Raw genomic sequence first — 20,726 nt, forward strand, 5'->3', positions numbered from 1 at the left:
GCCGGCCATGCGCGACTTCTCGCAGAACCACGACTGGCTGTCGATCAACACCGCGACGATCCGCAAGCAGCGCGGCGCCGAGGTGCCGCTGGACCGGATCATCGACCAGTGCGCCGAACACGGCATCCGTGCGATCAGCCCCTGGCGCGACCAGGTCGCCGCCGTCGGGCTGGCCAAAGTCGCAAGGCAGCTGAAGGCCCACGGCATCGGGCTCTCGGGCTACTGCCGCGGCGGCTTCTTCCCGGCGCCCGATGGGGCCGGCCTGCGGGCCGCGCTCGACGACAACCGCCGTGCCATCGACGAGGCGAAGACGCTCGACGCCCCCTGCCTGGTGCTGGTGGTCGGCGCCCTCCCCGGCGCGCTCGACGGCAAGGCCGCCTACAAGGACATCGGCCGCGCGCGCGGCGAGGTGCGCGACGGCATCGCGGCGTCGCTCGACTACGCGCGCCAGGTCGACATGCCGCTCGCGATCGAACCGCTGCACCCGATGCAGGCGGCCGACCGGGCCTGCATCAACACGCTGGAGCAGGCACTCGACCTGTGCGACGAACTCGACGCCGCACGCTCGGGCATGCTGGGCGTGGCGTTGGACATCTATCACGTGTGGTGGGATCCGAAGCTGCAGCAGCAGATCGCGCGGGCGGGCCGCGAACGCCTGCTGGCCTACCATGTCTGCGACTGGCTCACGCCGACGCGCGACTTGTTGTCGGACCGCGGGATGATGGGCGACGGCGTGGTCGAGCTGCGCAAGATCCGCGGCTGGGTCGAAGCGGCGGGCTTCGAGGGTTTCAGCGAGGTCGAGATCTTCTCGGCGCTGGACTGGTGGCAGCGCTCGGGCGAAGAGACGCTGGTCACCTGCATCGAGCGGCATCGCAGCGCGGTGTGAACGACTTCATCGATGATGCGCCCGCAAGGCGGCTTCATCGATCCGCACCAGCAGACGGCGCCGGATCAATCCGCTGACCGGACGGATCAGCCACCAGTACGGCGTGAAGCGACGTCGTGCACTGGCGTCGATGCAATGCACGCGGGTTTCGGTCATCAGTCGCGTGCGTCCGCCGGACAGCGCTTCGGTGCTGACATTCAGCACCAGCTTGGCCAGCCCGGGTTCGGAAAAGCCGGCGAACTGCTGCCTCGGGTGGGCCAGCGTGATGAGGCCGTAGTCGCGCTGCCAGAAGCGTCCCACCAGCCCGAAGGCGAGTTCGCGGTCGGCGTCGCGGCCCAGGATCATGAAGTCCTCGATGCCGAAGGCGGGGCGCCCGGCCAGGCCGCTTCGGGCGCCGAGCAGGCGGTCCGGTGCCTCGCGCAGGCGGATGAAGAAGCGCGCCAAAGGATCTTCGGCCACGCCTGGGAGAAGCACGGCGTTCAGCAGTGCCTTGGGCGTCGCGCGGGTGATCAATGCGTGCCGCTCGCGGAACTGAAAAACGGGCAGGAAGTCATCGATCAACGGCATCTACATTCCTTGTCTGCAGCAACGCCGCGAGCATCAGGGCCACGCCGCTCGCGGCCTCGGCTCCGATGGTGGCGTTGGCCGCGACCGAGTGCTCCGAACACAGCGCCAGTGTGTAGTGCGCCAGGCCGTCCAGGCCCATGGCGCCGTATGCGGCGATCAGCACCAAGCCCAAGGCGCGAAGGCCGCGCCGAACGAGGAGCAGCCCGCCAATGCCGAGGCAGGTGATCGCCAGCCATGCAAGGTACACATGCTCCTGCGTGAGCCGCTTCGGCATGTTGGGATAGAAGGCGATGAACTCGGCGTTGTGGGTGAAATGCGCCAGGCTGGCGATGAAGTACAGCACGGCGAGCACCCACAGGTGCGTCGGCAGCGGGTGTTGCGCGGGCATGGTCAGGCGCCCTCGGACCGGCCGATCGCGTTTCGCACCAGCGACGCCATCGCCAGTGCGTTGTCGCTGCCTTCGGCCATCAGACCTTTCACGGTGCCCCACCGGTCCTGCAGTTCCTCGTCCTGACTTGCCTTGCGCTTGCCGACGAGGTCGTCGATCGGAATCTCGATGCCGACGACGGCCCGGAGAAGCTTGTCGATGAATTCGCTCGGCGCGTCTGCCATCGTCCACGGCATGGTCCGTGCCGCCTCGTTGTCGGCCGTGAGGCGCGCCAGCAGATCGCGCAACCAGCCCGTATCGTGGATGGCTCGTGCGACACCATGCGCGTGCGCGACCTCGTAATTCCAGGTCGGGACGACCTTTCCGTGCTCGCGCTTGCCCGGGTACCAAGCCGGCGTGATGTAGGCGTCGGGACCCTGGAACATGACGATCGATTGCTTCGATGCATCAAGTTGGCGCCAGACCGGATTGGCTCGTGAAACGTGGCCAAGGAGGGTTCCGAATTTGCCGCGCGACCGATCCAGAAGAAACGGCAGATGGTTGGCAACGAGCCCGTCGGCACCTGGCACGACCCAGGCGCCGAGCGGATGGGCCTCGATCAATGCGTGGGCGGCATCGCTGCCGGGCAGTTCATGGTGTCTGGGAACGTACATGGGGAAATTTCGAGCGACGACCGGGACGCGCCTGCATGCGCGCAATGGTAGCCGTGGCGTCCAAGGCGAAGACTTGGAACCGTCTGAAATCACTGGCCGGCTTTCGGACCTTTCCCATGTCATCGCGTGGCCGCATCGATAGGATGCGGGGAACAAAATAGAAGCCGCTCTCCGATCGATCCGCCCATGCAAATACGTGAGCTCGCCCACTCCGACCTTCCCGCACTGCTCCATCTCTACAAACATCTCCACGACGCCGACGAGCCCCTTCCGGAACCCACGCGGATCGAAGCGGTCTGGCATGAAATCCAGGCGAACTGGGGCATTCGCTACTTCGGGGCGTTCGTCGAATCTCAACTGGTGTCCAGCTGCACGCTGGCCGTGATCCCGAACCTCACGCGCGGCGGCAGGCCCTACGGCGTCATCGAGAATGTCGTCACCCAGGCGGAGCACCGCGCCTGCGGGTTCGGCAAGGCCGTCCTGGCAGAGGCTCTGTCCGTCGCCTGGTCCCGAGGCTGCTACAAGGTCATGCTGATGACCGGCAGGAAGGACGAAGCCACATTCCAGTTCTATGAATCCGCCGGATTCGATCGACAGGCAAGGCAGGCCTTCATCGCCAAGCCCTCCTGGCTGTAAGCTGATTCGCCTCCCAACGACCGTTGAACACCATCCGGAGCGTTCGTCATGTCCCTTCTCGTCATCGGCCTCGTCCTGTTCCTCGGCATCCATTCCGTGTCGATCGTCGCGCCCGCCTGGCGCGATGCGCAGGTGGCGCGACGCGGCGAGCGGGCGTGGAAAGGCATGTACGCCCTGGCCTCGCTGGCCGGATTGCTGTTGCTCATTCATGGATACGGTCAGGCACGCCTGACCCCCGTGGTGCTCTACACGCCGCCTGCCGGGATGCGGCATCTCGCGCTGCTGCTGATGCTGCCGGTGTTTCCACTGCTCTTCGCCGCCTACCTGCCCGGGCGCATTCAACGCGCGGCGCGGCACCCCATGCTGCTGGCGGTGAAGCTCTGGGCCACCGCCCACCTGCTGGCCAACGGCACGCTGGCCGATGTGCTCCTGTTCGGCGCCTTTCTCGCCTGGGCCGTGGCTGACCGCATTTCCGTCAAGCGCCGCGCGGTGCCGCGCAGCGTGCCCGGTGCGCCGCCGAGCGCCGTGAACGACATCGTCGTGGTGGTCGGCGGCTTGGGCGTGTATGCCGCCTTCCTGTTCAAGGTCCACGGATGGCTCACGGGCATGCCGCTGCTCGGCTGACCCACCACCGCATGCCCACCGACCCCACGCTCGAACACCTGCGCCGCTACGCGGTGGCGCGCACCCTCTTCACGCCCACCACGCTGCCGGCCGCGATCCGGCGCCTGGGCTTCGTGCAGGCCGATCCGATCCGCGCCCCTGCGCGGGCCCAGGACCTGACCCTGCGCCATCGCGTCAAGGACTATCGCGCCGGCGACCTCGAAGGCCGCTACGCGCGGCTCGCGGTCGAGGAGGATTGCCTCGTGAACTACGGCTTCCTGCCGCGCGAGCACCTGGCGCTGATGCACCCGCGCGAGGCCGCCCGCCCTTGGGACGCCGAGACCCGGCGCAAGGCGGCCGAGGTGCTGGCCTTCGTGCGCGAGCGCGGGCCGGTGCATCCGCGCGCGGTCGAGCTGCAATTCGCGCACGGCCGCATGAAGAACTACTGGGGCGGCTCCAGCAATGCCAGCACGCATCTGCTCGACGACATGCACTACCGCGGCCTGCTGCGGGTCCAGCGGCGCGACGGCGGCACCCGCATCTACGAGGCGGTGACCCACCCGCCCGCCGACGACAGCCCGGCCGGCCGCGCCCGGCGCGCCGCCGCGCTGGTCGACCTGATCGTGCGCAAGTACGCGCCGCTGCCGGCCGCGAGCCTCACCTACCTGGTGCGGCTGCTTGGCTACGGCGCCCCGCACCTGTCGGCACAGACGCAAGCCGCGCTGGCGCTGGCGCGCGAGCAGCTAGCCAGCTGCCGCATCGACGGCACGACCTGGTACTGGCCGGCCGACGAGAACCCGCGCTCGCAGCGCCACACGCCGGACGATGAACTGCGCCTGCTCGCGCCCTTCGACCCGGTGGTCTGGGACCGCCGCCGCTTCACGCTGCTATGGGGCTGGACGTACAAGTTCGAGGCCTACACCCCGGCCGAGAAGCGGCAGTTCGGCTACTACGCCCTGCCGATGCTGTGGCGGGACCAGGTGATCGGCTGGGCCAACGTCCCGGCCCGCGACGGCCGGCTGCAACCCGCCTTCGGCTACGCCGCAGGCCAGCCGCAGGGCGCCGCGTTCCGTGCCGCGCTCGACGACGAGCTGCAGCGCATGGCGCAATTCCTGGCCGCCCGCTGATGCGCCGTGGCGCGGCCCTGCCCCGCGATGGGACTTGGCTCGTGGGCGACAGCGCGCCGCGGCCGACTTGCCTAGAATCCGGGCTGCTTCGACAACCGTCGAGGCAAGCGTTCTCAGGGCGGGGTGAAACTCCCCACCGGCGGTGATGGCAGCCCAGGCTGCACGAGCCCGCGAGCGCCTGCGGCGAGGCAACTCGCCGCAGGGTCAGCAGACCCGGTGCGATCCCGGGGCCGACGGTCACAGTCCGGATGAAAGAGAGCGCGACCCCGTGGCGGGGTCGGCGCCGTCGCGTGCCGGCCCCTGCCGCGGGTTCGTGCGCCCTGATTCAGGCAATCCTTGCAAAGGCAAACCATGAGTCAGATCAACGACCTTCCCCTCTCCGCCATTCCGGCCGCCGATGCACCGCGCGGCCAGCGCATCGCCTTCGTGCAGGCGCAGTGGCATTCGGACATCGTCCACCAGGCGCGCGACGCCTTCCTGGCCGAGATGAAGCGCCTCGGCGTGCCGGTCGACACCATCGACGTCTTCGACGTGCCGGGAGCCTTCGAGATCCCGCTGCATGCCAAGCGCCTGGCCGGCTCGGGCCGCTATGCGGCGATCGTCGGCTGCGCGCTGGTGGTGGATGGGGGCATCTACCGCCACGACTTCGTGGCCGCCACGGTCGTCGATTCGCTGATGAGGGTGCAGCTCGAGACCGGCGTGCCGGTGCTGTCGGCGGTGCTGACGCCGCACCACTTCCACGAGCACGTGGAGCACCGCAAGTACTTCCACCGGCATTTCGCGATCAAGGGCACCGAGGCCGCCGAGGCCTGCGTCAAGACCATCGAGGGCCTGCGCCGCGTCGAGGCACTGATCGCCGCCTGAGCGAGCGGCGGAGCGGCGTCAGGCCGAGGCCGGCACCAGCGCCTCGCGCCGCACCCGCCGGACATTGAAGGCGCTGGCGATCAGCACGCCCTGCACCACCGCCAGCCCGACGATCACGCTGACGTACTGGCCGTGGTCCATGAGGCGCCCGAAGATCAGCGGCGCCACCGCCTGGCCGATGTCGAGACCCGCGTAGACCACGCCGTAGACGCGGCCCGTCGCATTGGCCGGGGTCGAGCGCTTGACCAGCAGGTCGCGCGACGGCCCGGCGATGCCCGAGGCGAAGCCCATGGCGCCGAACATCACCGGCACCAGCACCGGCGCGAAGTCGGCCAGGGCCAGCACCAGCGCGAGCCCCGCCGCCACCCCGAAACCGCCACCGACGATGCGCTCGCAGCGCGTCGGGTCCGAAGCCAGGAAGCCGCCCACCACCATGCCGGCCGCACTGGCGACCATGTAGATCGTCAGGCACATCGCGATCAGCGCCACGGGCACGTCGTGCAGCCGTCCGGCCGCGGACGGCGCGAAGGTCTGCACCACGCTCAGGGCCATGGCATAGAAGAAGAAGAAGCCGAAGCACATCCAGACCGCCGGGATCTTCAGGAAGGCGAACTCGCCGCCCGCCGCCGGGCCGGCCGTGCCGGTCGCGTGCTGCACCGCCTTGACGTCGAGCGACAGCACGCTGCGGTTGAGCCACAGCACCAGCAGGACCACCACCGCCACGCCGCCGCCCGCCGCCAGCGCGACGCGCCAGCCGAAAGCCATCGCCAGCGGCACCATCATGGCCGGTGCCAGCGCCCAGCCCAGGCTGCCCGTGATGCCGTGCACGCTGTAGGCGTGGCCCAGGCGCGTCGGCGCCACCTTGCGGTTGAACAGGGTGTAGTCCACGGGATGGAACACGCCGTTGCCGACGCCCGCGACGACAGCCGCGCCGAGCAGCATCCAGTAGTTCTGCGCCAGCGCATAGCCAAAGGCCGCCAGCCCGAGCAGCCCCAGCCCGACGAACAGCACCGGCCGCGGGCCGAGCTTGTCGACGATGAAGCCCGAGGCGGCCTGCACCACGCAGGAGACCACGAAGAACGCGGTCAGCACCGCGCCGAGCTCGGTGTAGCTGACGTTGAAGGCGTCCTTCAGCCACGGGAACAGCGGCGCCAGCAGCAGCTGGCTGAAGTGGCTGACCGCATGCGCCAGGCCGACCAGGCCGATCAGCTTGACGTCGGAACGCACGGTGGGCGCGGCGGGGGAATGGGTGGCGGAAGACATGGATTGCTACAAGAAACTGGCTCGGGGGTCGATCCTAAGCTGGGCCGGAGCGGCAGAATGGCGATACCGAGACAAGATTTGTCGAATTCATGCCGCCCATCGCTGCCCCTTCCGCGACCGACCGCGCTCCCGGCTCCGCGCCCGCCAACAGCGTCGGGCCGCTCACGCCGCACCTCTACGCGCCCGATGCGCTGCGTCCGCTGCGGGCCAAGGAGCACTTCCTCAACGCCGACACGCAGGTCGAGCTGCACCAGCATCCCTGGCCGCAGCTGACCTTCTCGACCCGGGGCGTGATCCGCCTGAGCACCGAGGACGGCAGCTACATCGTGCCGCCCTCGCGCGCCCTCTGGGTACCAGCCGACATGCCGCACAGCATCTCGCTGATCGAGGATGCCGAGCTGCGCACCGTCTACCTCCACAGCTGGCTGGGCCCGGCCTGGGAGCGCTGCGAGGTGCTCGAGATCAGTCCGCTGCTGCGCGCGCTGATGCTGGCGCTGGACACCACGCCCGACGGGCTGCCGCCGGCCGACCCGCACGCCGCCCAGCGCGAGCGCTGGATCGCGCCGCTGCTGGTCGACGAGCTCGAGCGCGCCACCCAGATCCGCATCGACGTGCCGCTGCCCACCGACAAGCGCCTGCGCCAGCTGTGCGAGGCGCTGCTGCGCAATCCGGCCAACCGGGCCACGCTGGCCGAGCGGGCGCAGCAGATCGGCGCCAGCGAGCGCACCGTGGCGCGGCTGTTTCGCGACCAGCTCGGCATGAGCTGGCAGCAGTGGCGCCAGCAGGCGGTGCTGGCCCATGCGCTGCCGCTGCTGGCGCGCGGCATGGCGGTGAGCCTGGTGGCCTCGGCCAGCGGCTACGCCACCGACAGCGCCTTCTGCGCGATGTTCAAGGCCGCCACCGGGCAGTCCCCGACCGCCTTCCAGCACAAGAAGCGCGGCTGACGCCCGAGCCTCATCCCAGCAGGCGCAGCAGCTTCATCATGCGGCGGAACCTCTCGCCGTAGGGCGGGTAGATCATCGCGCCGGCCGACCAGCGCGACTGCACCAGCACCGCCTTCTGCTGGGTGAAGCGCAGGAAGCCGGCCTCGCCGTGGTAGGCGCCCCAGCCGCTTTCGCCGACGCCGCCGAACGGCAGGTTGTCGTGCACGATGTGCATCAGCGTGTCGTTGACCGTCACGCCGCCGCTCACGGTGCGCGCCAGCACGCGGTCGCGGGCCGCCGTGTCGGTGCCGAACCAATAGAGCGCCAGCGGCCGCGGACGGGCATTGATGTAGCGGATCGCCTCGTCGCCGTCGTCGCAGGGCAGCACCGGCAGGATGGGGCCGAAGATTTCCTCGCGCAGCAGCCGCAGCCCGGCGTCCGGACCGATGACGAGCGCCGGCGCCAGCTGGCGCGAGCCCGGCGGCCCGGCAGCGGCCGCCTGCTCGATGCGGGCGCCGCTGTCCTTCGCCTCCTGGAGCAGCGCACGCAGGCGCGCCAGGTGGCCCTCGCCCAGGATCGATGCGTAGTCTGGATTGCCGTCGAAGCGCGGGAACAACCGTGTCACCGCGCGCTGCCAGGCGGCCGCGAAGGCATCCTCGCGGCCGCGCGGCAGCAGCACATAGTCGGGTGCGATGCAGGTCTGGCCCGCATTGAGCAGCTTGCCGTGCGCGATCCGCAGCGCCGCCTCTTCGAGGTCGGCCGAGGCATCGACGATGCACGGCGACTTGCCGCCCAGCTCGAGCGTGGTCGGCGTCAGGTTGGCCGCCGCGGCCTGCGCCACCTTGCGGCCGACCGCGGTCGAGCCGGTGAAGAACAGGTGGTCGAAGGGCAGGCTCGCGAAGCGCGCGGCGACGTCCGCATCGCCCTGCACCACGGTGAATTCCTGCGGGGCGAAAGCCTGCGCGACCAACTCGGCCAGCAGCGCCGAGGTGCGCGGCGTGAGCTCGCTCGGCTTGAGCATCACGCGGTTGCCCGCCGCCAGCGCGGTCGCCGCCGGCCCGAGCGACAGCTGAAGCGGATAGTTCCAGGGCGAGATCACGCCGACCACGCCCAGCGGCTGGCGCTGGACGAAGGCCCGCGCGGGCTTCAGCTGCAGCGGCGTGCGCACGCGCACCGGCCGGCTCCAGGCTTCGAGGCGGTGCAGCAGCTGCTTGAGCAGGCTGCGCAGCACCAGCAGGTCGGCCACCTCGGTGAGCGCCGCGGAACGGACGCCGAAGTCGGCCTCGACCGCGGCCGAGATCGCTTCCCCGTGCTGGTCGAGCAGGCGCTGCACCCGCCGCACGCGATCGCGCCGCTCGGCGACCGACAGGTCGGCGGTCTCGCGGCTGGCCCGGTGCTGGGCATCGAAAAGGGATCGCAGTTCGGTCATGGAGGGAATCTACCTTGGCGCTTTCGTATCATCGGCGGGTGCATTCCCCAACACCCCGCGGACACCGCGCATGGCCCTGACCCGCGTCCAGCTCGAGCGCTGGCTCCCTTTCCTGACCTGGCCACGCCCCGACCGGGCCCTCCTCGTCAACGAGGCCGCGGCCGGCGTCACCGTCGCGCTGATGGTCATCCCGCAGGGCGTGGCGTACGCGGCGCTGGCGGGCATGCCGCTGGTGACCGGCGTCTACGCCGCGCTGCTGCCGGCCTTGGTCGCGCTGCTCTTCAGCTCCTCGGCCCGGCTGTCGGTCGGACCCACCGCGCTGACCAGCCTGCTGGTCGGCGCCTCGCTGGCGCCGCTGGCGATCCCGGGCAGCGCCGAATGGGTGGCCTACGCGGTCTGGCTCACGCTGCTGTCGGGACTGATGCAGGTCACGCTGGGCGCGGCCCGCTTCGGCTGGCTGCTGCGGATGGTCAATTCGCCGGTGCTGATGGGCTTCACGCAGGGCGCGGCGGTGCTGATCACGCTGTCGCAGCTGCCGGCCCTGCTGGGCTACACCGGCCGCTCGGTGGTCCAGCTGATGCACGGCCCGCTGCCCGACCTGGTCGCGATCGCCTTCGGGCTCGGCGGCATGGCGATGCTGTGGCTCGGCAAGCGGCTGGCGCCCAAGTTCCCGACCACCATGGCGCTGGTCGCGGCCGCCGCGGCGATCAGTGCCGCGGTCGGCTATGCGCTGAACGGCGGCGCGGTGATCGGCAAGCTGCCCGCGGGCCTGCCGCACTTCTACTGGCCGGGCGGCCTCACCGTCAACGAGCTCGGCAACCTCCTGCTGCCGGCCTTCCTAGTCACGCTGGTGAGCTTCCTGGAGACCGCATCGAGCGCCAAGGTCGACAACGCCCGCGCCGGCAAGCTCTGGAACGAGAACCAGGACCTGATCGGCCAGGGGCTGGGCAAGATCGCCTCGGGCCTGACGGGATCGTTCCCGACCAGCTCCTCGTTCTCGCGCTCGGCCATCACGCTGTATGCCGGCGCCAAGACCCAGTGGGCGACGCTGTTCAGCGTGGCTGTGGTGGCGGCCGCGCTGCTGTGGGCCATGCCGCTGCTCTACCACGTGCCGCAGGCGGTGCTGGCCGCGATCGTCGCCACCGCCACCATCGGCTTGCTGCGGCCTTCGGCCTTCGTGGCCCTGTGGCGGATCTCGCGCATCGAGGCCGCGATCGCGCTCGGCACCTTCGCGCTGACCATCGCCACCGCGCCGTCGATCTACTGGGGCGTGCTGGGCGGCCTGCTGGCGGCGCTGGCGCACTACATGTACCGCCACCTGCACCCGCGCATCATCGAGGTCGGCCTGCACCCGGACGGCAGCCTGCGCGACCGCCACCTGTGGCACCTGCCACCACTGGCGCCCGACCTGTACGCGCTGCGCATGGACGCCGAACTCGACTTCGCATCCGCCAGCACGCTGGAGCGCGCCATCACGGTGGCGCTGGCCCAGCGGCCCGGGCTGACCGACGTCTGCCTGTTCGCCTACCCGATCAACCGGATCGACATCACCGGCGCCGAGGTGTTCGGCAGCATCCGCCGCCTGCTGGAGTCGCAGGGCGTGCGGCTGCACATCTCGGGCCTGAAGCTGCCGGCGCAGCAGGTGCTCGAACGCGCCGGGCTGCTGGCGCCGGGGCCGATGCTGTTCAGCTACCGCACGGATGCGGAGGCGCTGGCGGCGCTGAGCCGGGTGCCAGCGCCGCAGCCCGCGGCCGAGATCACCGCCAGTTGACCTCCGGTCTGGGTACGGCTACGGGCAGCAGGCGCAGGCGCCGCCGTGCCTGAGCCGCCGGTAACCCGCGTCCTCGGCCGGTGCGGCGCGGCGGCGCTGTGGTCCCGCAGCAGGCACAGTGAGCGCGCGCCGCGACGGGGCCCCGCATGCCGGGCACGGCGCCGGCTGGTCGAACTGGGCCAGCGCCCGACGCGCGACGAAGGGGCCGCAGCGCTCGCAGGCGTAGTCGTAGCTGGGCATGGCCGCCGTGCTACCAGCCGCCCGATTCGCCGCGCGCCACGTAGCGGCCGCTGCCGGTCTTGCCGAGCCATCGGTCGCCGTCGACGATCAGTTCGCCGCGCAGCAGCACCTTGTGGACCCGTCCAGTGACGCCCTTGCCCTCGAACAGCGTGAAGTCGCAGTTGCCGTGCTGCGTGGCTGCCGAGATGACGTGCTGCGCTTCGGGGTCGAACAGCACCAGGTCGGCATCGCTGCCGACCGCGATGGTGCCCTTCTGCGGGAACAGGCCGAAGAGTTTCGACGGTGCCGTGGAAGTCAGCTCGACGAAGCGGTTGAGCGAGATCCGGCCGGCACGGACGCCACCGTCGTAGAGGGTCGCCATGCGCGTCTCGACGCCTGGCACGCCGTTGGGAATCTTCGAGAAATCGTTGCGGCCGTAGGGCTTCTGGTTGATGCGCCCCAGGTGCCCTTCCTTCATGCAGAAAGGGCAGTGGTCGGTCGACACCAGCTGCAGGTCGTCGGTGCGCAGCGCGGTCCACAGCGCCTGCTGCGACTCCTTGGAGCGCAGCGGCGGGCTCATCACGTAGCGCGCCAGGTCGAAGTCCTCGCTGTCGTAGGCGCTGTCGTCGAAGAACAGGTAGTGCGGGCAGGTTTCGGCGAACACCGGCACACCCATGTCGCGGGCCTCGATCACATGCTTGAGCGCCTCCTTGGCGGAAAGGTGGACGAAGTACACGGGGGCCTCCGCGAGCTCCGCCAGCTTGATGCCGCGGTGCGTGGCCTCGCCTTCCATGATCGCCGGCCGCGTCAGCGCGTGGTACTTGGGCGCCGTGTGGCCCTGCGCCAGCGCCTCCTTGATGAGGAGCTCGATGATGGTGCCGTTCTCGGCATGCAGCGCGATCATGCCGCCATGCTGGCCGACCATCCGCATGGCCTGGAAGATGGCCGCGTCGTCGACCATCACCGAGCCCGGATAGGCCATGAACATCTTGAAGCTCGATACGCCCTCGTGCCGTATCGCATGCTGCATGTCGACCAGAGTCTGCTCGTCGACGCCGGTCACGATGACGTGGAAGCCGTAGTCGATGCAGGCGCCGTCGGCCCCCTTGGCGCGGGCCCGCTCGATCGCTTCGAGCACGCTCACCTCCTTGCGCTGGAAAGCGAAGTCGACGATCGTCGTCGTGCCGCCGAAGGCCGCCGAGCGCGTGCCCGACTCGAAGCTGTCGCAGGTGGTCGAGTCGCCGAAGGTGTTGTCCATGTGCGTATGGCAGTCCACGCCGCCAGGCAGCACCAGCATGCCGGCGGCATCGATGACCTCGACGTCGGCGCCGGCGGGGAGCGCACGGCCGATGGCGACGATGCGGCCGTCGTCGATCAGCAGGTCGGCCGTGTAGTCGTCGACGGCCGTGACGATGCGGCCGTTGCGGATCAGCTTCTGGGTCATGGGCAAGCTCCTGGTCGGGTTCGGTTCATGCGGGCACGCCGGCCTCGGCCAGCGCAGCTTCCAATGCAGCAATTTCCGCGCGCGGCAGCGGGCCGATCGGCGGGCGCATGGCGTCGCTCGGAAATCGGCCGAGCAACTTGAGGCACGTCTTGAGCCGCGCCGTCGCGTAGCCGCCGGGGGCCGTCCCGTAGATCGCCTTGGCGAGCGGATAGATGCGATCGTTGAGACGGCGCGCCTCGGCGAGGTCGCCACGTCGGATCGCCCGGTCGAGGTCGATCACCAGCTCGGGCACGACCGCGGCCAGGCTCACCAGGCTGCCCTCGCTGCCGATCGCGAAGCAGGTCAGCAGGTGCTCGTCCCCCGAAGCCATCATCGCGACCTGCGGGGCGACGCGCTTCACCAGCCTGCGGTTGGCTTCGTAGGCGGCGGCTTCCCAGCTGCCTTCCTTGATGCCGACCACGTTCGGCAGCTGCGCGAGCTCGGCCAGGACCTCGGGGCGATAGGCCATCGTGCCGGCGTTGACGCCGGCCTGGTAGAGCATCAACGGCATCTGCGCGTTGGCGTTGGCGATCGCATGGTGCGTCACAGCCATGCGCGAATCCTGCGACAGGGCCCACGAGAACGGCGGGAACACCAGCACCGCATCGGCCCCGGYCGCCTTGGCGTCATCGACATGGCGCTGCGCCTCGACGCTGTCCTCGGCATTGATGCCGCAGACCAGCAGCGATCGCTGGCCGCACACTTCGAACGCGATCTCGGTTACCCGCCGCTTTTCATCGCGCGAGAGCGAGAAGTTCTCGCCGGCATGGCCGTTGATCAGCAGGCCCTTCATGCCGGGCACGAAGGCATTGGCCTCCAGGTGCCGCGCCAGCGTGGCCTCGTCGATGCGGCCGTCGTCGAGCAACGGGCACAGGGTGGCGGCATAGATGCCTTGGAAAGCGTCGGGTTGTCGAGGAATCATGGGAAGTGGAATCAAGCGCCGGGCATCGGCATGCCCAGCAGGCGGGAGGGATCGAAAAGTGGCAACTCGGGCTGCTGTCCGAGGATGTGCTGGGCCATGATCCGGCCCATGAACGGGCCGCTCGTGTAGCCCGAATGCGCGCTGCCGACCACGTAGGCCCGCGGTACGCCTGGAACATCGCCGATGATCGGCATCGCATCGGCGGTTTCGGCTTCGAGGCCGAGCCAGATGCGCGCGATGCGCGCCTCGGCGAGCGCCGGCACCGCATAGGCAGCCAGTCGCATGTTGCCGACCAGGTTCTGCGGCCGCGCTTCGAGGCCGCCGCGCTCGCGGTCGCCCTCGCCTTGCCAGCCGCCGCCGATCAGCACCGTGCCGTTGGCGAACTGCTTCAGCGACAGCAGGCCGTTGGCGACGCTCAGCACGGTGCGCATCACGGGCCGGATTCGCTCGGTGACGATCAGCTGGTTGATCAGCACCTTGATCGGGATCCGGACCCCCAGCCAGGCCAGCATGTTCTCGATCCACACGCCGCCGGCCAGAACGATGCGCGCCGCTCGCAGCGGCGCCCGGCCGCTGTCGTCACCGAATCGAACGACATGGCCGGCGTCGCCGGAATCGATCGACGCAACGGCTGCGTTCTCGATCACGTCGACGCCGGCCCGGACCAGCGCATGGCGGAAGGCGCGGCCCGTCAGGTAGGCGCTGGCGAAGCCGTCGATCTCGCAGTAGCCGGCCTTCAGCAGGCTCGGATGCACGCCGGGCTCGATCTCCCGCGCCCGGGCCGGCGTGATGACCTCGATCGGCGCACCGAAGGCGCGGCGCGCCTGGGCCCGCAGCTCGACCAGTTCGCATTCGGCCTCGGTGAAGGCCAGCGTGAGGCCCGGCACGCGGGTCGCGAGCACGCCCATGCCCAGCCACTTCTCGGCGTCCATCCACATCTGCCAGGCACGCATCGCGTAAGGCACCAGCGCCGCGCGGGTCATGTGCAGGGTCAGCGTGCCGGCATTGACGCCCGAGGCCTCGCGGCACAAGGGTCCGCGATCGACCACCGCGACCCGCATGCCGCCCTGCGCGAGATGCAGGGCGGTCGAGCAGCCCATGACGCCGCCGCCGATCACGACCGCGTCATAGGCGCCAGGGGAATGCGAGGTCGCGCTCACAGTGGTGCCGCCTTCGGAATCGGGATGTCGGCATAGGTGTAGTCGCCGGCGACTTCGGCGAGCGAGACCGGCCGCAGCGGCGCCCGGCCGGTGAAGCAGCCTGCGGCTTCGCGGCCGCCCACGTGAGCGGCCAGCAACGCGCCCGCGACGTCGCCGCAGGTGCGTCCCTGGCACGGCCCCATGCCGCAGCGCGTCCAGGCCTTGAGTTGATTCATGTCCCGCGCGCCGTCGCGTGCCGCGGCGTCGATCTCGGAGCGCGTCACGTCTTCGCAGCGGCAGACCACGGTGGCTGCCGGGATGGCGGCGACGGCGCCATCCCTCAATGCCATCAAGCCCGCCATCGCGCGGCCGAAACGGGCGGGCCTGCGCCATTCGGCAAACAGGCGATCGCGTGCCCGCGCATGGTCTTGCGCCGACAGTCGACCGAGGTCGAAGGCACAAGCCACCGCCGCCAGTTCGCCGTGGGCGCCGGCCGCTGCGGCGCCGCCGATGCCTGCACCGTCGCCGGCCACGTACAGCCCGGCCACCGAAGTGCGCCCTTCGGCATCCGCGTCCGCGATCCAGCCTCCGTGCGAGGCCTCGTAGCGATGGCGCGCACGCAACAGCCGCGTGACATCGGTGCCGGGCACCAGGCCGTGACCGACCGCCAGCGCATCGGCTTCGAAATCGGACGAAGATGCGCTCGCGATCGGCGCACCGCTGGCATCGACCTGCCGAGCCCGGATCCTGAAGCCATCGCCCAGGACCTCCGCCGACGCGATCCCATGGCGATAGAGCAGCGGCACGCCGGCCTTGCGAAGGGCGAGCTGCCATCGGGCACCATGCCAGAGCAGATCCGGACGCGCGGCGAGCGAGGGCAAGGTCCGGAGCCAATCGGCCCGGCTGGCCAGGTCCAGCACCGCGGCCACTTCGCCGCCGGCCTTGAGGATGCCGTTCGCGACCGCCAGCAGCAATGGACCGCTGCCGGCGACCAGCGTGCGACGACCTGGCAGCATGTTCTGCGACTTGAGCAGGACGGTGGCCGCAGCCAGGCCGATGACGCCGGGCAAGGTCCAGCCCGGAAAAGGAATGACGCGCTCGGTCGTGCCGGTGGCGACGAGCAAGGCGCGCGGCTGCCAGCTGCACACGCCGTCGGGTCCGATCAGGTCGGTGCGAAGACTGCGGCCCACGTTCCAGACCTTGTGGCCGAACAGGCAGCGCACGCCGGCGCCACGCAGTTCGGCCCGCAGGGCATCCCCTTGAACGGCCTCGGTGGAGGGTTGAACCCCGGCCGCCCGCGCGAAACCCGGAGGCAGCGGACGCCACACCTGTCCGCCCGCATCCGGGTTTTCGTCGACCAGCAGCACGCCGAGGCCGCAGGCCTGCGCGCGCAGCGCCGCGCGCGCGCCGGCCGGACCCGCCCCGATCACCAGCAGGTCGACCGCACCGGGCTGCGCTTCAACCAAGGCGCTGCTCCCGGAAGTCGAGCGTTTCAATCTCCAGGCCAGGCGTCACCGGCACCTGGCAGGCGGGCAGCTTGCGACTGCCGACCCACACCAGGCACTCCTGGCAGGAGCCCATGAGGCAGAACATGCCGCGCGGCGCGCCATCGCGCGGACTGCGCCGGAGTTCGCGCCGCCCGGCCGCGAACAGGGCCGCCGCAACGCTTTCACCCTCGAAGGCATCGACGCTGCAGCCGTCGGCCAGGAAGCGCAGCGCAGGGCCGCGCCGCACGGACTGGTCGGCGCGCAGCACCGGCGCTGCAGAAGATGGACTTGGTGTCATGAGGAAGAAGTCTTGGGAGCCATCGAACAGGGAGCGCATGCTCGAACTGGACCGCTCCGAGTTTATTGTATACATTTCATATATAGAAGTTATATTTTTTGCCGACAAACTGTAAACTGGCATTCGTCTTGCGTTCGTTGTCCCCCGCACTCGGGCCGCATCGGCAGCCCGGTTCCACCTTCAACCTCTAGGAGTTCTTCTCGATGAAGCAAACAAGGAACGCCATCCGCCGCAGCCTGCTGGTGGCCGGATCGCTCGCACTGGGCTCGACGCTGCTGGGCCTCTCGGCCGCGGCGACGGCGCGCACGCTCGATGAAATCGTGGCCAGCAAGAAGATCGTGATCGGCGTCAACCCGACCCTGCCCCCGCTCGGCATCTTCAACGACAAGAACGAGATCGACGGCTTCGATGTCGACATCGCCCGCAAGCTCGGCGAACTGCTCGGCGTCAAGACCGAGATCCTGCAGGTCGGCTCGCCCGACCGCATCCCCTTCGTGAGCAGCGGCAAGATCGACGCCGTGCTCGGCGCCATGACGATCACGGCCGAGCGCCAGAAGGTGATCGACTTCACCGTCCCGCTGCACACCGAGGTGCTGGGCGTGCTGACCACCAAGGCCAAGCCCTACAAGGACTGGATGGAGCTCAACGACCCGGCGGTGAAGCTGGTCGAAGTGCGCGGCGCCACGCCCGTGAAGCTGGTGCAGGAGAAGCTGCCCAAGGCCCAGTTGCTGCTGCTCGACAACTACCCGGACGCGGTGCGCGCCATCGCCCAGGGCCGGGCCGACGCGATGATCGACGTGATGGACTTCATGACCGAGCACACCGCCAAGCACAAGGTCGACTGGCGCATCGTCGATGCGCCGATCGAGGTCTATTTCTGCGCCATCGGCGTGCAGAAGGGCAACGATGCGCTGCGCGAGAAGCTCAACGGCGCCATCAAGGACATGCACAAGAGCGGTTTCGTGGACGAACGCTGGAAGAAGTGGTTCGGCGGCCCGATGCTGCACGACCCGCGCTCCGCACCGAGCTACAAGTAAGGTCGCGGCCGACGGTTCCGGCGCCGCCGGCAGCCAGCCTGCCGGCGGCGCCGATCATTCAAGCCCTCGACTCCCCATGCAATTCGACTTCACACCGGTTCTCGAACGACTGCCCTACCTGGTCGGCGGCGCCTGGCTGAGCCTGCAGATCGCCTTCCTGGCGTTCGCCCTGGGCATGCTGCTCGGCTTGGCGGGCGCCTCGGTGCGCGCCTACGGCCCGCGCTGGGCGCGCCGCCTGGTCGGCGCCTATGTGGTGTTCTTCACCAACACGCCGCAGCTGATCCAGATCTTCTTCATCTTCTTCGCGCTGCCCGACGCCGGCATCGTGCTGTCGCCCTACCAGGCGGTGCTGATCGGCATGACGCTCAATGCCGGTGCATACCTCACCGAGATCCAGCGCGCGGGCTTCGAATCGGTGCGCCGGCCCGAACTCGAGGCGGCCGAGACGCTGGGCTTCTCGCGCATCCAGACCATTCGCTACGTGATCCTGCCGCACATCGTGCGCGTGCTGTTCCCGCCGCTCTCCAACCAGTACATCCTGATGACGCTCGGTACCTCGATGGCGGCCGTGTTCGGCGTCGAGGAGCTCACCGGGCGGGCCTACAACATCAACTCGGAGACCTTCCGCTCGATCGAGGTGTTCTCGGTTGCCGCGATGCTCTACATCGCGATCACGCTGATCGCCACCCTGTCGCTCGCCTTCGTCGGGAAGCGCTTCTTCCGCGCCAAGATGAGGTGGTTCTGATGCTCGAACAGATCATCCAGGAGCTGCCGCGCTTTTTCAGCTACTACAACCTGGTCTTCTTCGCCAAGGCGCTGGGCGTCACCTTCGCCCTGTCGGCCATCGGCTGCATCGTCGGCTTCTCGCTCGGCTTCCTGCTGGCGGCGGTGCGGCTCGGCCGCCGGCCTGCGGGCCGGCCGCTGCGCGTGGCGGCCACGGTCTTCATCGAGCTGTTCAGGCGCATCCCGTTCCTGGTCACGCTGATGCTGGCTTTCTTCATCTTCCAGGGGCTCGACGCCGACCTCGCAATGTTCACCGTGGCCCTGATCAGCGTCTGCCTGATCGCCACCGCCTTCATCGCCGAGATCGTGCGCAGCGGTCTCGAATCGGTGCACCAGAACCAATGGGACGCCGCCGAGACGATGAACTTCAGCTACCTCCAGACGCTGCGCCTCGTGATCGTGCCGCAGGCCTGGAAGATCATCCTGCCGCCGGTCTTCGGCTTTTTCGTCCTGTTCATCAAGGACACCGCGCTCGCTTCCCAGATCGGCGTGGTCGAGCTGGCCTTCGCCGGCAAGACGATGAACAACAAGGGCTTCTCGGCCACACTGGTCTACGGCACGGTGCTGGCTCTTTATTTCATGCTGTCCTATCCGCTGGCCCGGTTCGGCAAACACCTGGAGAACAAGCTTGCCCCAACTCGAAATCGTTGACCTCAAGGCCAACTACGGCACCCACACCGTACTCGAGCGCATCAACCTGTCGGTCGACAAGGGCGAGATCGTCAGTCTCATCGGCCCCTCGGGCTCGGGCAAGAGCACCTTGCTGCGCGTGCTGATGGGCCTGCTGCCGCCCATTGCCGGCCAGGTGCGCATCGACGGCCAGGCGCTCGACTACAACGACCGCGAACAGCTGCGCCGGATCCGCTCGCAGATGGCGATCGTGTTCCAGCAGTACAACCTGTTCCAGAACATGAGCGTGCTCGACAACGTGACGGTCGCGCCGATCAAGGTCAAGGGGCGGCCGCGCAAGCAGGTCGAGGCGTATGCGATCCAACTGCTCGAGAAGGTCGGCATGGGCGCGAAGCTCAAGTCCTATCCCGACCAGCTTTCGGGCGGCCAGCAGCAGCGCGTGGCGATCGCACGGGCGCTGGCCCTGCAGCCCGGCATCCTGCTGCTCGACGAGGTCACCGCGGCACTCGACCCCGAGCTCGTCAATGAAGTGCTGGACACGGTGCGATTGCTGGCCGCCGAGGGCATGACGATGTTCATCGTCTCGCACGAAATGGGCTTCGTGCGCGAGGTGTCGAGCAAGGTCGTGTTCATGGACGGCGGGCAGGTGGTCGAGATCGGCGGTCCGAAGCAGATCTTCGACCAGCCGCGCGAGGCCCGCACGCGCGAGTTCGTCGGCAAGATCCTGCGCCACTGAGGCGCCGCCGGCCGGCCTACTGCGCGAATTCGGTCACCAGCCCGTTGCTGAGCCTCGACAAGGTGTAGCGGGCCAGGTTGCGCAGGTGCGCGACCACCGCATCCTCGGCCGCCTTCTCGTTGCCGGCGATGTAGGCGTCGAGGATGGCCAGGTGCTCGGTGCGGTCGTCCTCGATGCGGCTGAACGGGTCGACCACCTCGAACAGACGGCACAGCACGCGCAGATGCGCGATGGTGTCGGCCAGCATCGCGTTGCCCGAGGCGCGCGCGAACAGGCCATGGATCTGGTCATCGGCCTGCCAGTGGCTCGAGCCCTGCTGGCTCGAATCCAAGCCCAGGATGGCGCTGCGCAAGGCCTGTACCTGGTCCGGCGGCACGCGTCCCATTGCCAGCGAGACGGCCTGCGATTCGAGCCGCTCGCGCACCTGCAGGCACTGGAAGTAATGCGACGCCGTGATCCGCCGCACCGCGTAGGAGCGGGCATTGGCGCGCACCAGCAGTCCTTCGCCCTCCAGCCGGAGCAAGGCCTCGCGCAGCGGCGTGCGAGACATCTGGAGTCGCTCGGCGAGCCGTCCCTCGACCAGCACTTCGCCGCCGATCAGCTCTCGCTGCAGGATCAGCCGACGCACGACGGCATAGGCCCGGTCGGTCAGGTTCGTCGAGGCCTCGCCGGCAGGGACGGGCGCGGATTTCGCGGGCGGCGCTTCCGACGGCGCGGGCTTGCGAGATCGCACGGTCTTGACCGGTGCCGCCGTCTTCCTGGCCTTCGCATGCGCCGGTGGCTTGGACGCGACTTTGGACTTCATATGATTTGTCTACAAACTGTGTGCAATCGAACCGGGAACCACAGCATACGGGGTTCTCCGCCCCCGTGCCACTGGGT

General features: G+C 69.2%; 23 protein-coding genes and 1 riboswitch. Of the genes, 11 read left to right on the forward strand and 12 right to left on the reverse strand.

All coding sequences use genetic code 11. The annotated features are described in order from the left end of the window. Positions 1-7: 7 nt before the first annotated feature. Positions 8-886, forward strand: a complete 879-nt coding sequence (locus tag AC1DF3_RS12915) for a sugar phosphate isomerase/epimerase family protein (RefSeq protein WP_478139835.1) — start codon at positions 8-10, stop codon at positions 884-886. A gap of 6 nt (positions 887-892) precedes the next feature. On the opposite strand, the gene AC1DF3_RS12920 is transcribed toward AC1DF3_RS12915, so the two are convergent. Genes AC1DF3_RS12920 through AC1DF3_RS12930 form a run of 3 tightly spaced genes read right to left on the reverse strand, consistent with a single transcriptional unit; the run spans position 893 to position 2,494 of the window. Then, the gene (locus AC1DF3_RS12920; protein ID WP_478139836.1) at positions 893-1,453 is read right to left on the reverse strand and encodes a hypothetical protein; all 561 of its coding nucleotides are present in this window, start codon (positions 1,451-1,453) and stop codon (positions 893-895) included. Beyond that, on the reverse strand, positions 1,437-1,841 hold the full coding sequence (locus tag AC1DF3_RS12925; protein ID WP_478139837.1) for a hypothetical protein: 405 nt from the start codon (positions 1,839-1,841) through the stop codon (positions 1,437-1,439). Before AC1DF3_RS12925 ends, AC1DF3_RS12920 begins: the two co-directional genes overlap by 17 nt. A 2-nt stretch (positions 1,842-1,843) precedes the next feature. Next, on the reverse strand, positions 1,844-2,494 hold the full coding sequence (locus tag AC1DF3_RS12930) for an FMN-binding negative transcriptional regulator (RefSeq protein WP_286532795.1): 651 nt from the start codon (positions 2,492-2,494) through the stop codon (positions 1,844-1,846). 126 nt (positions 2,495-2,620) lie between these two features. On the opposite strand from AC1DF3_RS12930, the gene AC1DF3_RS12935 reads away from it, so the two are divergent. The 4 genes from AC1DF3_RS12935 to AC1DF3_RS12950 all read left to right on the forward strand — a co-directional run bounded on the left by AC1DF3_RS12935 (position 2,621) and on the right by AC1DF3_RS12950 (position 5,724). Beyond that, positions 2,621-3,130 (forward strand): GNAT family N-acetyltransferase, encoded by a 510-nt coding sequence (locus AC1DF3_RS12935; RefSeq protein WP_478139838.1) that lies wholly within the window; start codon positions 2,621-2,623, stop codon positions 3,128-3,130. A 48-nt stretch (positions 3,131-3,178) separates the two neighbouring features. Next, positions 3,179-3,754, forward strand: a complete 576-nt coding sequence (locus AC1DF3_RS12940) for an NnrU family protein (protein WP_286532790.1) — start codon at positions 3,179-3,181, stop codon at positions 3,752-3,754. A gap of 11 nt (positions 3,755-3,765) precedes the next feature. Beyond that, complete coding sequence (locus AC1DF3_RS12945; RefSeq protein WP_286532788.1) at positions 3,766-4,860, forward strand: DNA glycosylase AlkZ-like family protein; 1,095 nt, start codon at positions 3,766-3,768, stop codon at positions 4,858-4,860. Positions 4,861-4,965: 105 nt separating this feature from the next. Continuing rightward, a riboswitch (FMN riboswitch) is annotated at positions 4,966-5,124 on the forward strand. 87 nt (positions 5,125-5,211) lie between these two features. Further along, a complete protein-coding gene (locus tag AC1DF3_RS12950) occupies positions 5,212-5,724 on the forward strand; it encodes a 6,7-dimethyl-8-ribityllumazine synthase (protein ID WP_286532786.1) in 513 nt (170 codons plus the stop codon). A gap of 18 nt (positions 5,725-5,742) precedes the next feature. Here the strand turns inward: AC1DF3_RS12950 and AC1DF3_RS12955 are convergent, their stop codons facing one another. Next, a complete protein-coding gene (locus AC1DF3_RS12955) occupies positions 5,743-6,987 on the reverse strand; it encodes an MFS transporter (RefSeq protein ID WP_478139839.1) in 1,245 nt (414 codons plus the stop codon). Between the two features lie 89 nt (positions 6,988-7,076). On the opposite strand from AC1DF3_RS12955, the gene AC1DF3_RS12960 reads away from it, so the two are divergent. Beyond that, the gene (locus AC1DF3_RS12960; RefSeq protein ID WP_286524395.1) at positions 7,077-7,931 is read left to right on the forward strand and encodes an AraC family transcriptional regulator; all 855 of its coding nucleotides are present in this window, start codon (positions 7,077-7,079) and stop codon (positions 7,929-7,931) included. Positions 7,932-7,941: 10 nt separating this feature from the next. On the opposite strand, the gene AC1DF3_RS12965 is transcribed toward AC1DF3_RS12960, so the two are convergent. Next, entirely contained in the window at positions 7,942-9,339 is a 1,398-nt protein-coding gene (locus AC1DF3_RS12965) for a coniferyl aldehyde dehydrogenase (RefSeq protein WP_478139840.1), read from the reverse strand. Positions 9,340-9,409: 70 nt separating this feature from the next. Here AC1DF3_RS12965 and AC1DF3_RS12970 point away from each other — a divergent pair, with 70 nt between their 5' ends. After that, positions 9,410-11,110: a SulP family inorganic anion transporter gene (locus AC1DF3_RS12970; RefSeq protein WP_286532776.1), complete on the forward strand. Its 1,701-nt coding sequence runs from the start codon at positions 9,410-9,412 to the stop codon at positions 11,108-11,110. Positions 11,111-11,128: 18 nt separating this feature from the next. Here the strand turns inward: AC1DF3_RS12970 and AC1DF3_RS12975 are convergent, their stop codons facing one another. The 6 genes from AC1DF3_RS12975 to AC1DF3_RS13000 are packed head-to-tail and all read right to left on the reverse strand — an operon-like array spanning position 11,129 to position 16,697. Continuing rightward, positions 11,129-11,350 (reverse strand): FmdB family zinc ribbon protein, encoded by a 222-nt coding sequence (locus tag AC1DF3_RS12975; RefSeq protein ID WP_286532775.1) that lies wholly within the window; start codon positions 11,348-11,350, stop codon positions 11,129-11,131. Between the two features lie 10 nt (positions 11,351-11,360). Then, entirely contained in the window at positions 11,361-12,773 is a 1,413-nt protein-coding gene (hydA, locus tag AC1DF3_RS12980) for a dihydropyrimidinase (protein WP_286532770.1), read from the reverse strand. Between the two features lie 25 nt (positions 12,774-12,798). Beyond that, the gene (locus AC1DF3_RS12985) at positions 12,799-13,734 is read right to left on the reverse strand and encodes a dihydrodipicolinate synthase family protein (RefSeq protein WP_478139841.1); all 936 of its coding nucleotides are present in this window, start codon (positions 13,732-13,734) and stop codon (positions 12,799-12,801) included. Positions 13,735-13,745: 11 nt separating this feature from the next. Continuing rightward, complete coding sequence (locus tag AC1DF3_RS12990; protein WP_286532764.1) at positions 13,746-14,894, reverse strand: NAD(P)/FAD-dependent oxidoreductase; 1,149 nt, start codon at positions 14,892-14,894, stop codon at positions 13,746-13,748. Then, the gene (locus tag AC1DF3_RS12995) at positions 14,891-16,339 is read right to left on the reverse strand and encodes an FAD-dependent oxidoreductase (protein ID WP_478139842.1); all 1,449 of its coding nucleotides are present in this window, start codon (positions 16,337-16,339) and stop codon (positions 14,891-14,893) included. Before AC1DF3_RS12995 ends, AC1DF3_RS12990 begins: the two co-directional genes overlap by 4 nt. After that, positions 16,332-16,697 carry a (2Fe-2S)-binding protein gene (locus tag AC1DF3_RS13000; RefSeq protein ID WP_478139843.1) on the reverse strand — a complete coding sequence of 122 codons (366 nt, stop codon included), beginning with the start codon at positions 16,695-16,697 and terminating at the stop codon, positions 16,332-16,334. The genes AC1DF3_RS12995 and AC1DF3_RS13000 overlap by 8 nt, the downstream gene beginning before the upstream one ends. A 164-nt stretch (positions 16,698-16,861) precedes the next feature. On the opposite strand from AC1DF3_RS13000, the gene AC1DF3_RS13005 reads away from it, so the two are divergent. The 4 genes from AC1DF3_RS13005 to AC1DF3_RS13020 all read left to right on the forward strand — a co-directional run bounded on the left by AC1DF3_RS13005 (position 16,862) and on the right by AC1DF3_RS13020 (position 19,844). Continuing rightward, positions 16,862-17,695: a transporter substrate-binding domain-containing protein gene (locus AC1DF3_RS13005; RefSeq protein ID WP_478139844.1), complete on the forward strand. Its 834-nt coding sequence runs from the start codon at positions 16,862-16,864 to the stop codon at positions 17,693-17,695. Between the two features lie 76 nt (positions 17,696-17,771). Then, positions 17,772-18,440 carry an amino acid ABC transporter permease gene (locus tag AC1DF3_RS13010; RefSeq protein ID WP_286532756.1) on the forward strand — a complete coding sequence of 223 codons (669 nt, stop codon included), beginning with the start codon at positions 17,772-17,774 and terminating at the stop codon, positions 18,438-18,440. After that, positions 18,440-19,129: an amino acid ABC transporter permease gene (locus tag AC1DF3_RS13015; RefSeq protein ID WP_478139845.1), complete on the forward strand. Its 690-nt coding sequence runs from the start codon at positions 18,440-18,442 to the stop codon at positions 19,127-19,129. Before AC1DF3_RS13010 ends, AC1DF3_RS13015 begins: the two co-directional genes overlap by 1 nt. Then, entirely contained in the window at positions 19,107-19,844 is a 738-nt protein-coding gene (locus AC1DF3_RS13020; RefSeq protein ID WP_478139846.1) for an amino acid ABC transporter ATP-binding protein, read from the forward strand. Before AC1DF3_RS13015 ends, AC1DF3_RS13020 begins: the two co-directional genes overlap by 23 nt. 16 nt (positions 19,845-19,860) lie before the next feature. Here AC1DF3_RS13020 and AC1DF3_RS13025 read toward each other — a convergent pair whose 3' ends face one another. Next, the gene (locus tag AC1DF3_RS13025; protein WP_478139847.1) at positions 19,861-20,649 is read right to left on the reverse strand and encodes a GntR family transcriptional regulator; all 789 of its coding nucleotides are present in this window, start codon (positions 20,647-20,649) and stop codon (positions 19,861-19,863) included. Positions 20,650-20,726: the final 77 nt, after the last annotated feature.

This window comes from Variovorax sp. 10N432, assembly GCF_056394465.1.

Excerpts from the sequence above, each read along its gene's own strand:
- AC1DF3_RS12915 (WP_478139835.1), top strand. The coding sequence starts at position 8 with ATGCGCGACTTCTCGCAGAACCACGACTGGCTGTCGATCAACACCGCG.
- AC1DF3_RS12920 (WP_478139836.1), bottom strand. The coding sequence starts at position 1,453 with ATGCCGTTGATCGATGACTTCCTGCCCGTTTTTCAGTTCCGCGAGCGG.
- AC1DF3_RS12925 (WP_478139837.1), bottom strand. The coding sequence starts at position 1,841 with ATGCCCGCGCAACACCCGCTGCCGACGCACCTGTGGGTGCTCGCCGTG.
- AC1DF3_RS12930 (WP_286532795.1), bottom strand. The coding sequence starts at position 2,494 with ATGTACGTTCCCAGACACCATGAACTGCCCGGCAGCGATGCCGCCCAC.
- AC1DF3_RS12940 (WP_286532790.1), top strand. The coding sequence starts at position 3,179 with ATGTCCCTTCTCGTCATCGGCCTCGTCCTGTTCCTCGGCATCCATTCC.
- AC1DF3_RS12945 (WP_286532788.1), top strand. The coding sequence starts at position 3,766 with ATGCCCACCGACCCCACGCTCGAACACCTGCGCCGCTACGCGGTGGCG.
- AC1DF3_RS12950 (WP_286532786.1), top strand. The coding sequence starts at position 5,212 with ATGAGTCAGATCAACGACCTTCCCCTCTCCGCCATTCCGGCCGCCGAT.
- AC1DF3_RS12955 (WP_478139839.1), bottom strand. The coding sequence starts at position 6,987 with ATGTCTTCCGCCACCCATTCCCCCGCCGCGCCCACCGTGCGTTCCGAC.
- AC1DF3_RS12960 (WP_286524395.1), top strand. The coding sequence starts at position 7,077 with ATGCCGCCCATCGCTGCCCCTTCCGCGACCGACCGCGCTCCCGGCTCC.
- AC1DF3_RS12965 (WP_478139840.1), bottom strand. The coding sequence starts at position 9,339 with ATGACCGAACTGCGATCCCTTTTCGATGCCCAGCACCGGGCCAGCCGC.
- AC1DF3_RS12970 (WP_286532776.1), top strand. The coding sequence starts at position 9,410 with ATGGCCCTGACCCGCGTCCAGCTCGAGCGCTGGCTCCCTTTCCTGACC.
- AC1DF3_RS12975 (WP_286532775.1), bottom strand. The coding sequence starts at position 11,350 with ATGCCCAGCTACGACTACGCCTGCGAGCGCTGCGGCCCCTTCGTCGCG.
- hydA (WP_286532770.1), bottom strand. The coding sequence starts at position 12,773 with ATGACCCAGAAGCTGATCCGCAACGGCCGCATCGTCACGGCCGTCGAC.
- AC1DF3_RS13000 (WP_478139843.1), bottom strand. The coding sequence starts at position 16,697 with ATGCGCTCCCTGTTCGATGGCTCCCAAGACTTCTTCCTCATGACACCA.
- AC1DF3_RS13005 (WP_478139844.1), top strand. The coding sequence starts at position 16,862 with ATGAAGCAAACAAGGAACGCCATCCGCCGCAGCCTGCTGGTGGCCGGA.
- AC1DF3_RS13010 (WP_286532756.1), top strand. The coding sequence starts at position 17,772 with ATGCAATTCGACTTCACACCGGTTCTCGAACGACTGCCCTACCTGGTC.
- AC1DF3_RS13015 (WP_478139845.1), top strand. The coding sequence starts at position 18,440 with ATGCTCGAACAGATCATCCAGGAGCTGCCGCGCTTTTTCAGCTACTAC.
- AC1DF3_RS13025 (WP_478139847.1), bottom strand. The coding sequence starts at position 20,649 with ATGAAGTCCAAAGTCGCGTCCAAGCCACCGGCGCATGCGAAGGCCAGG.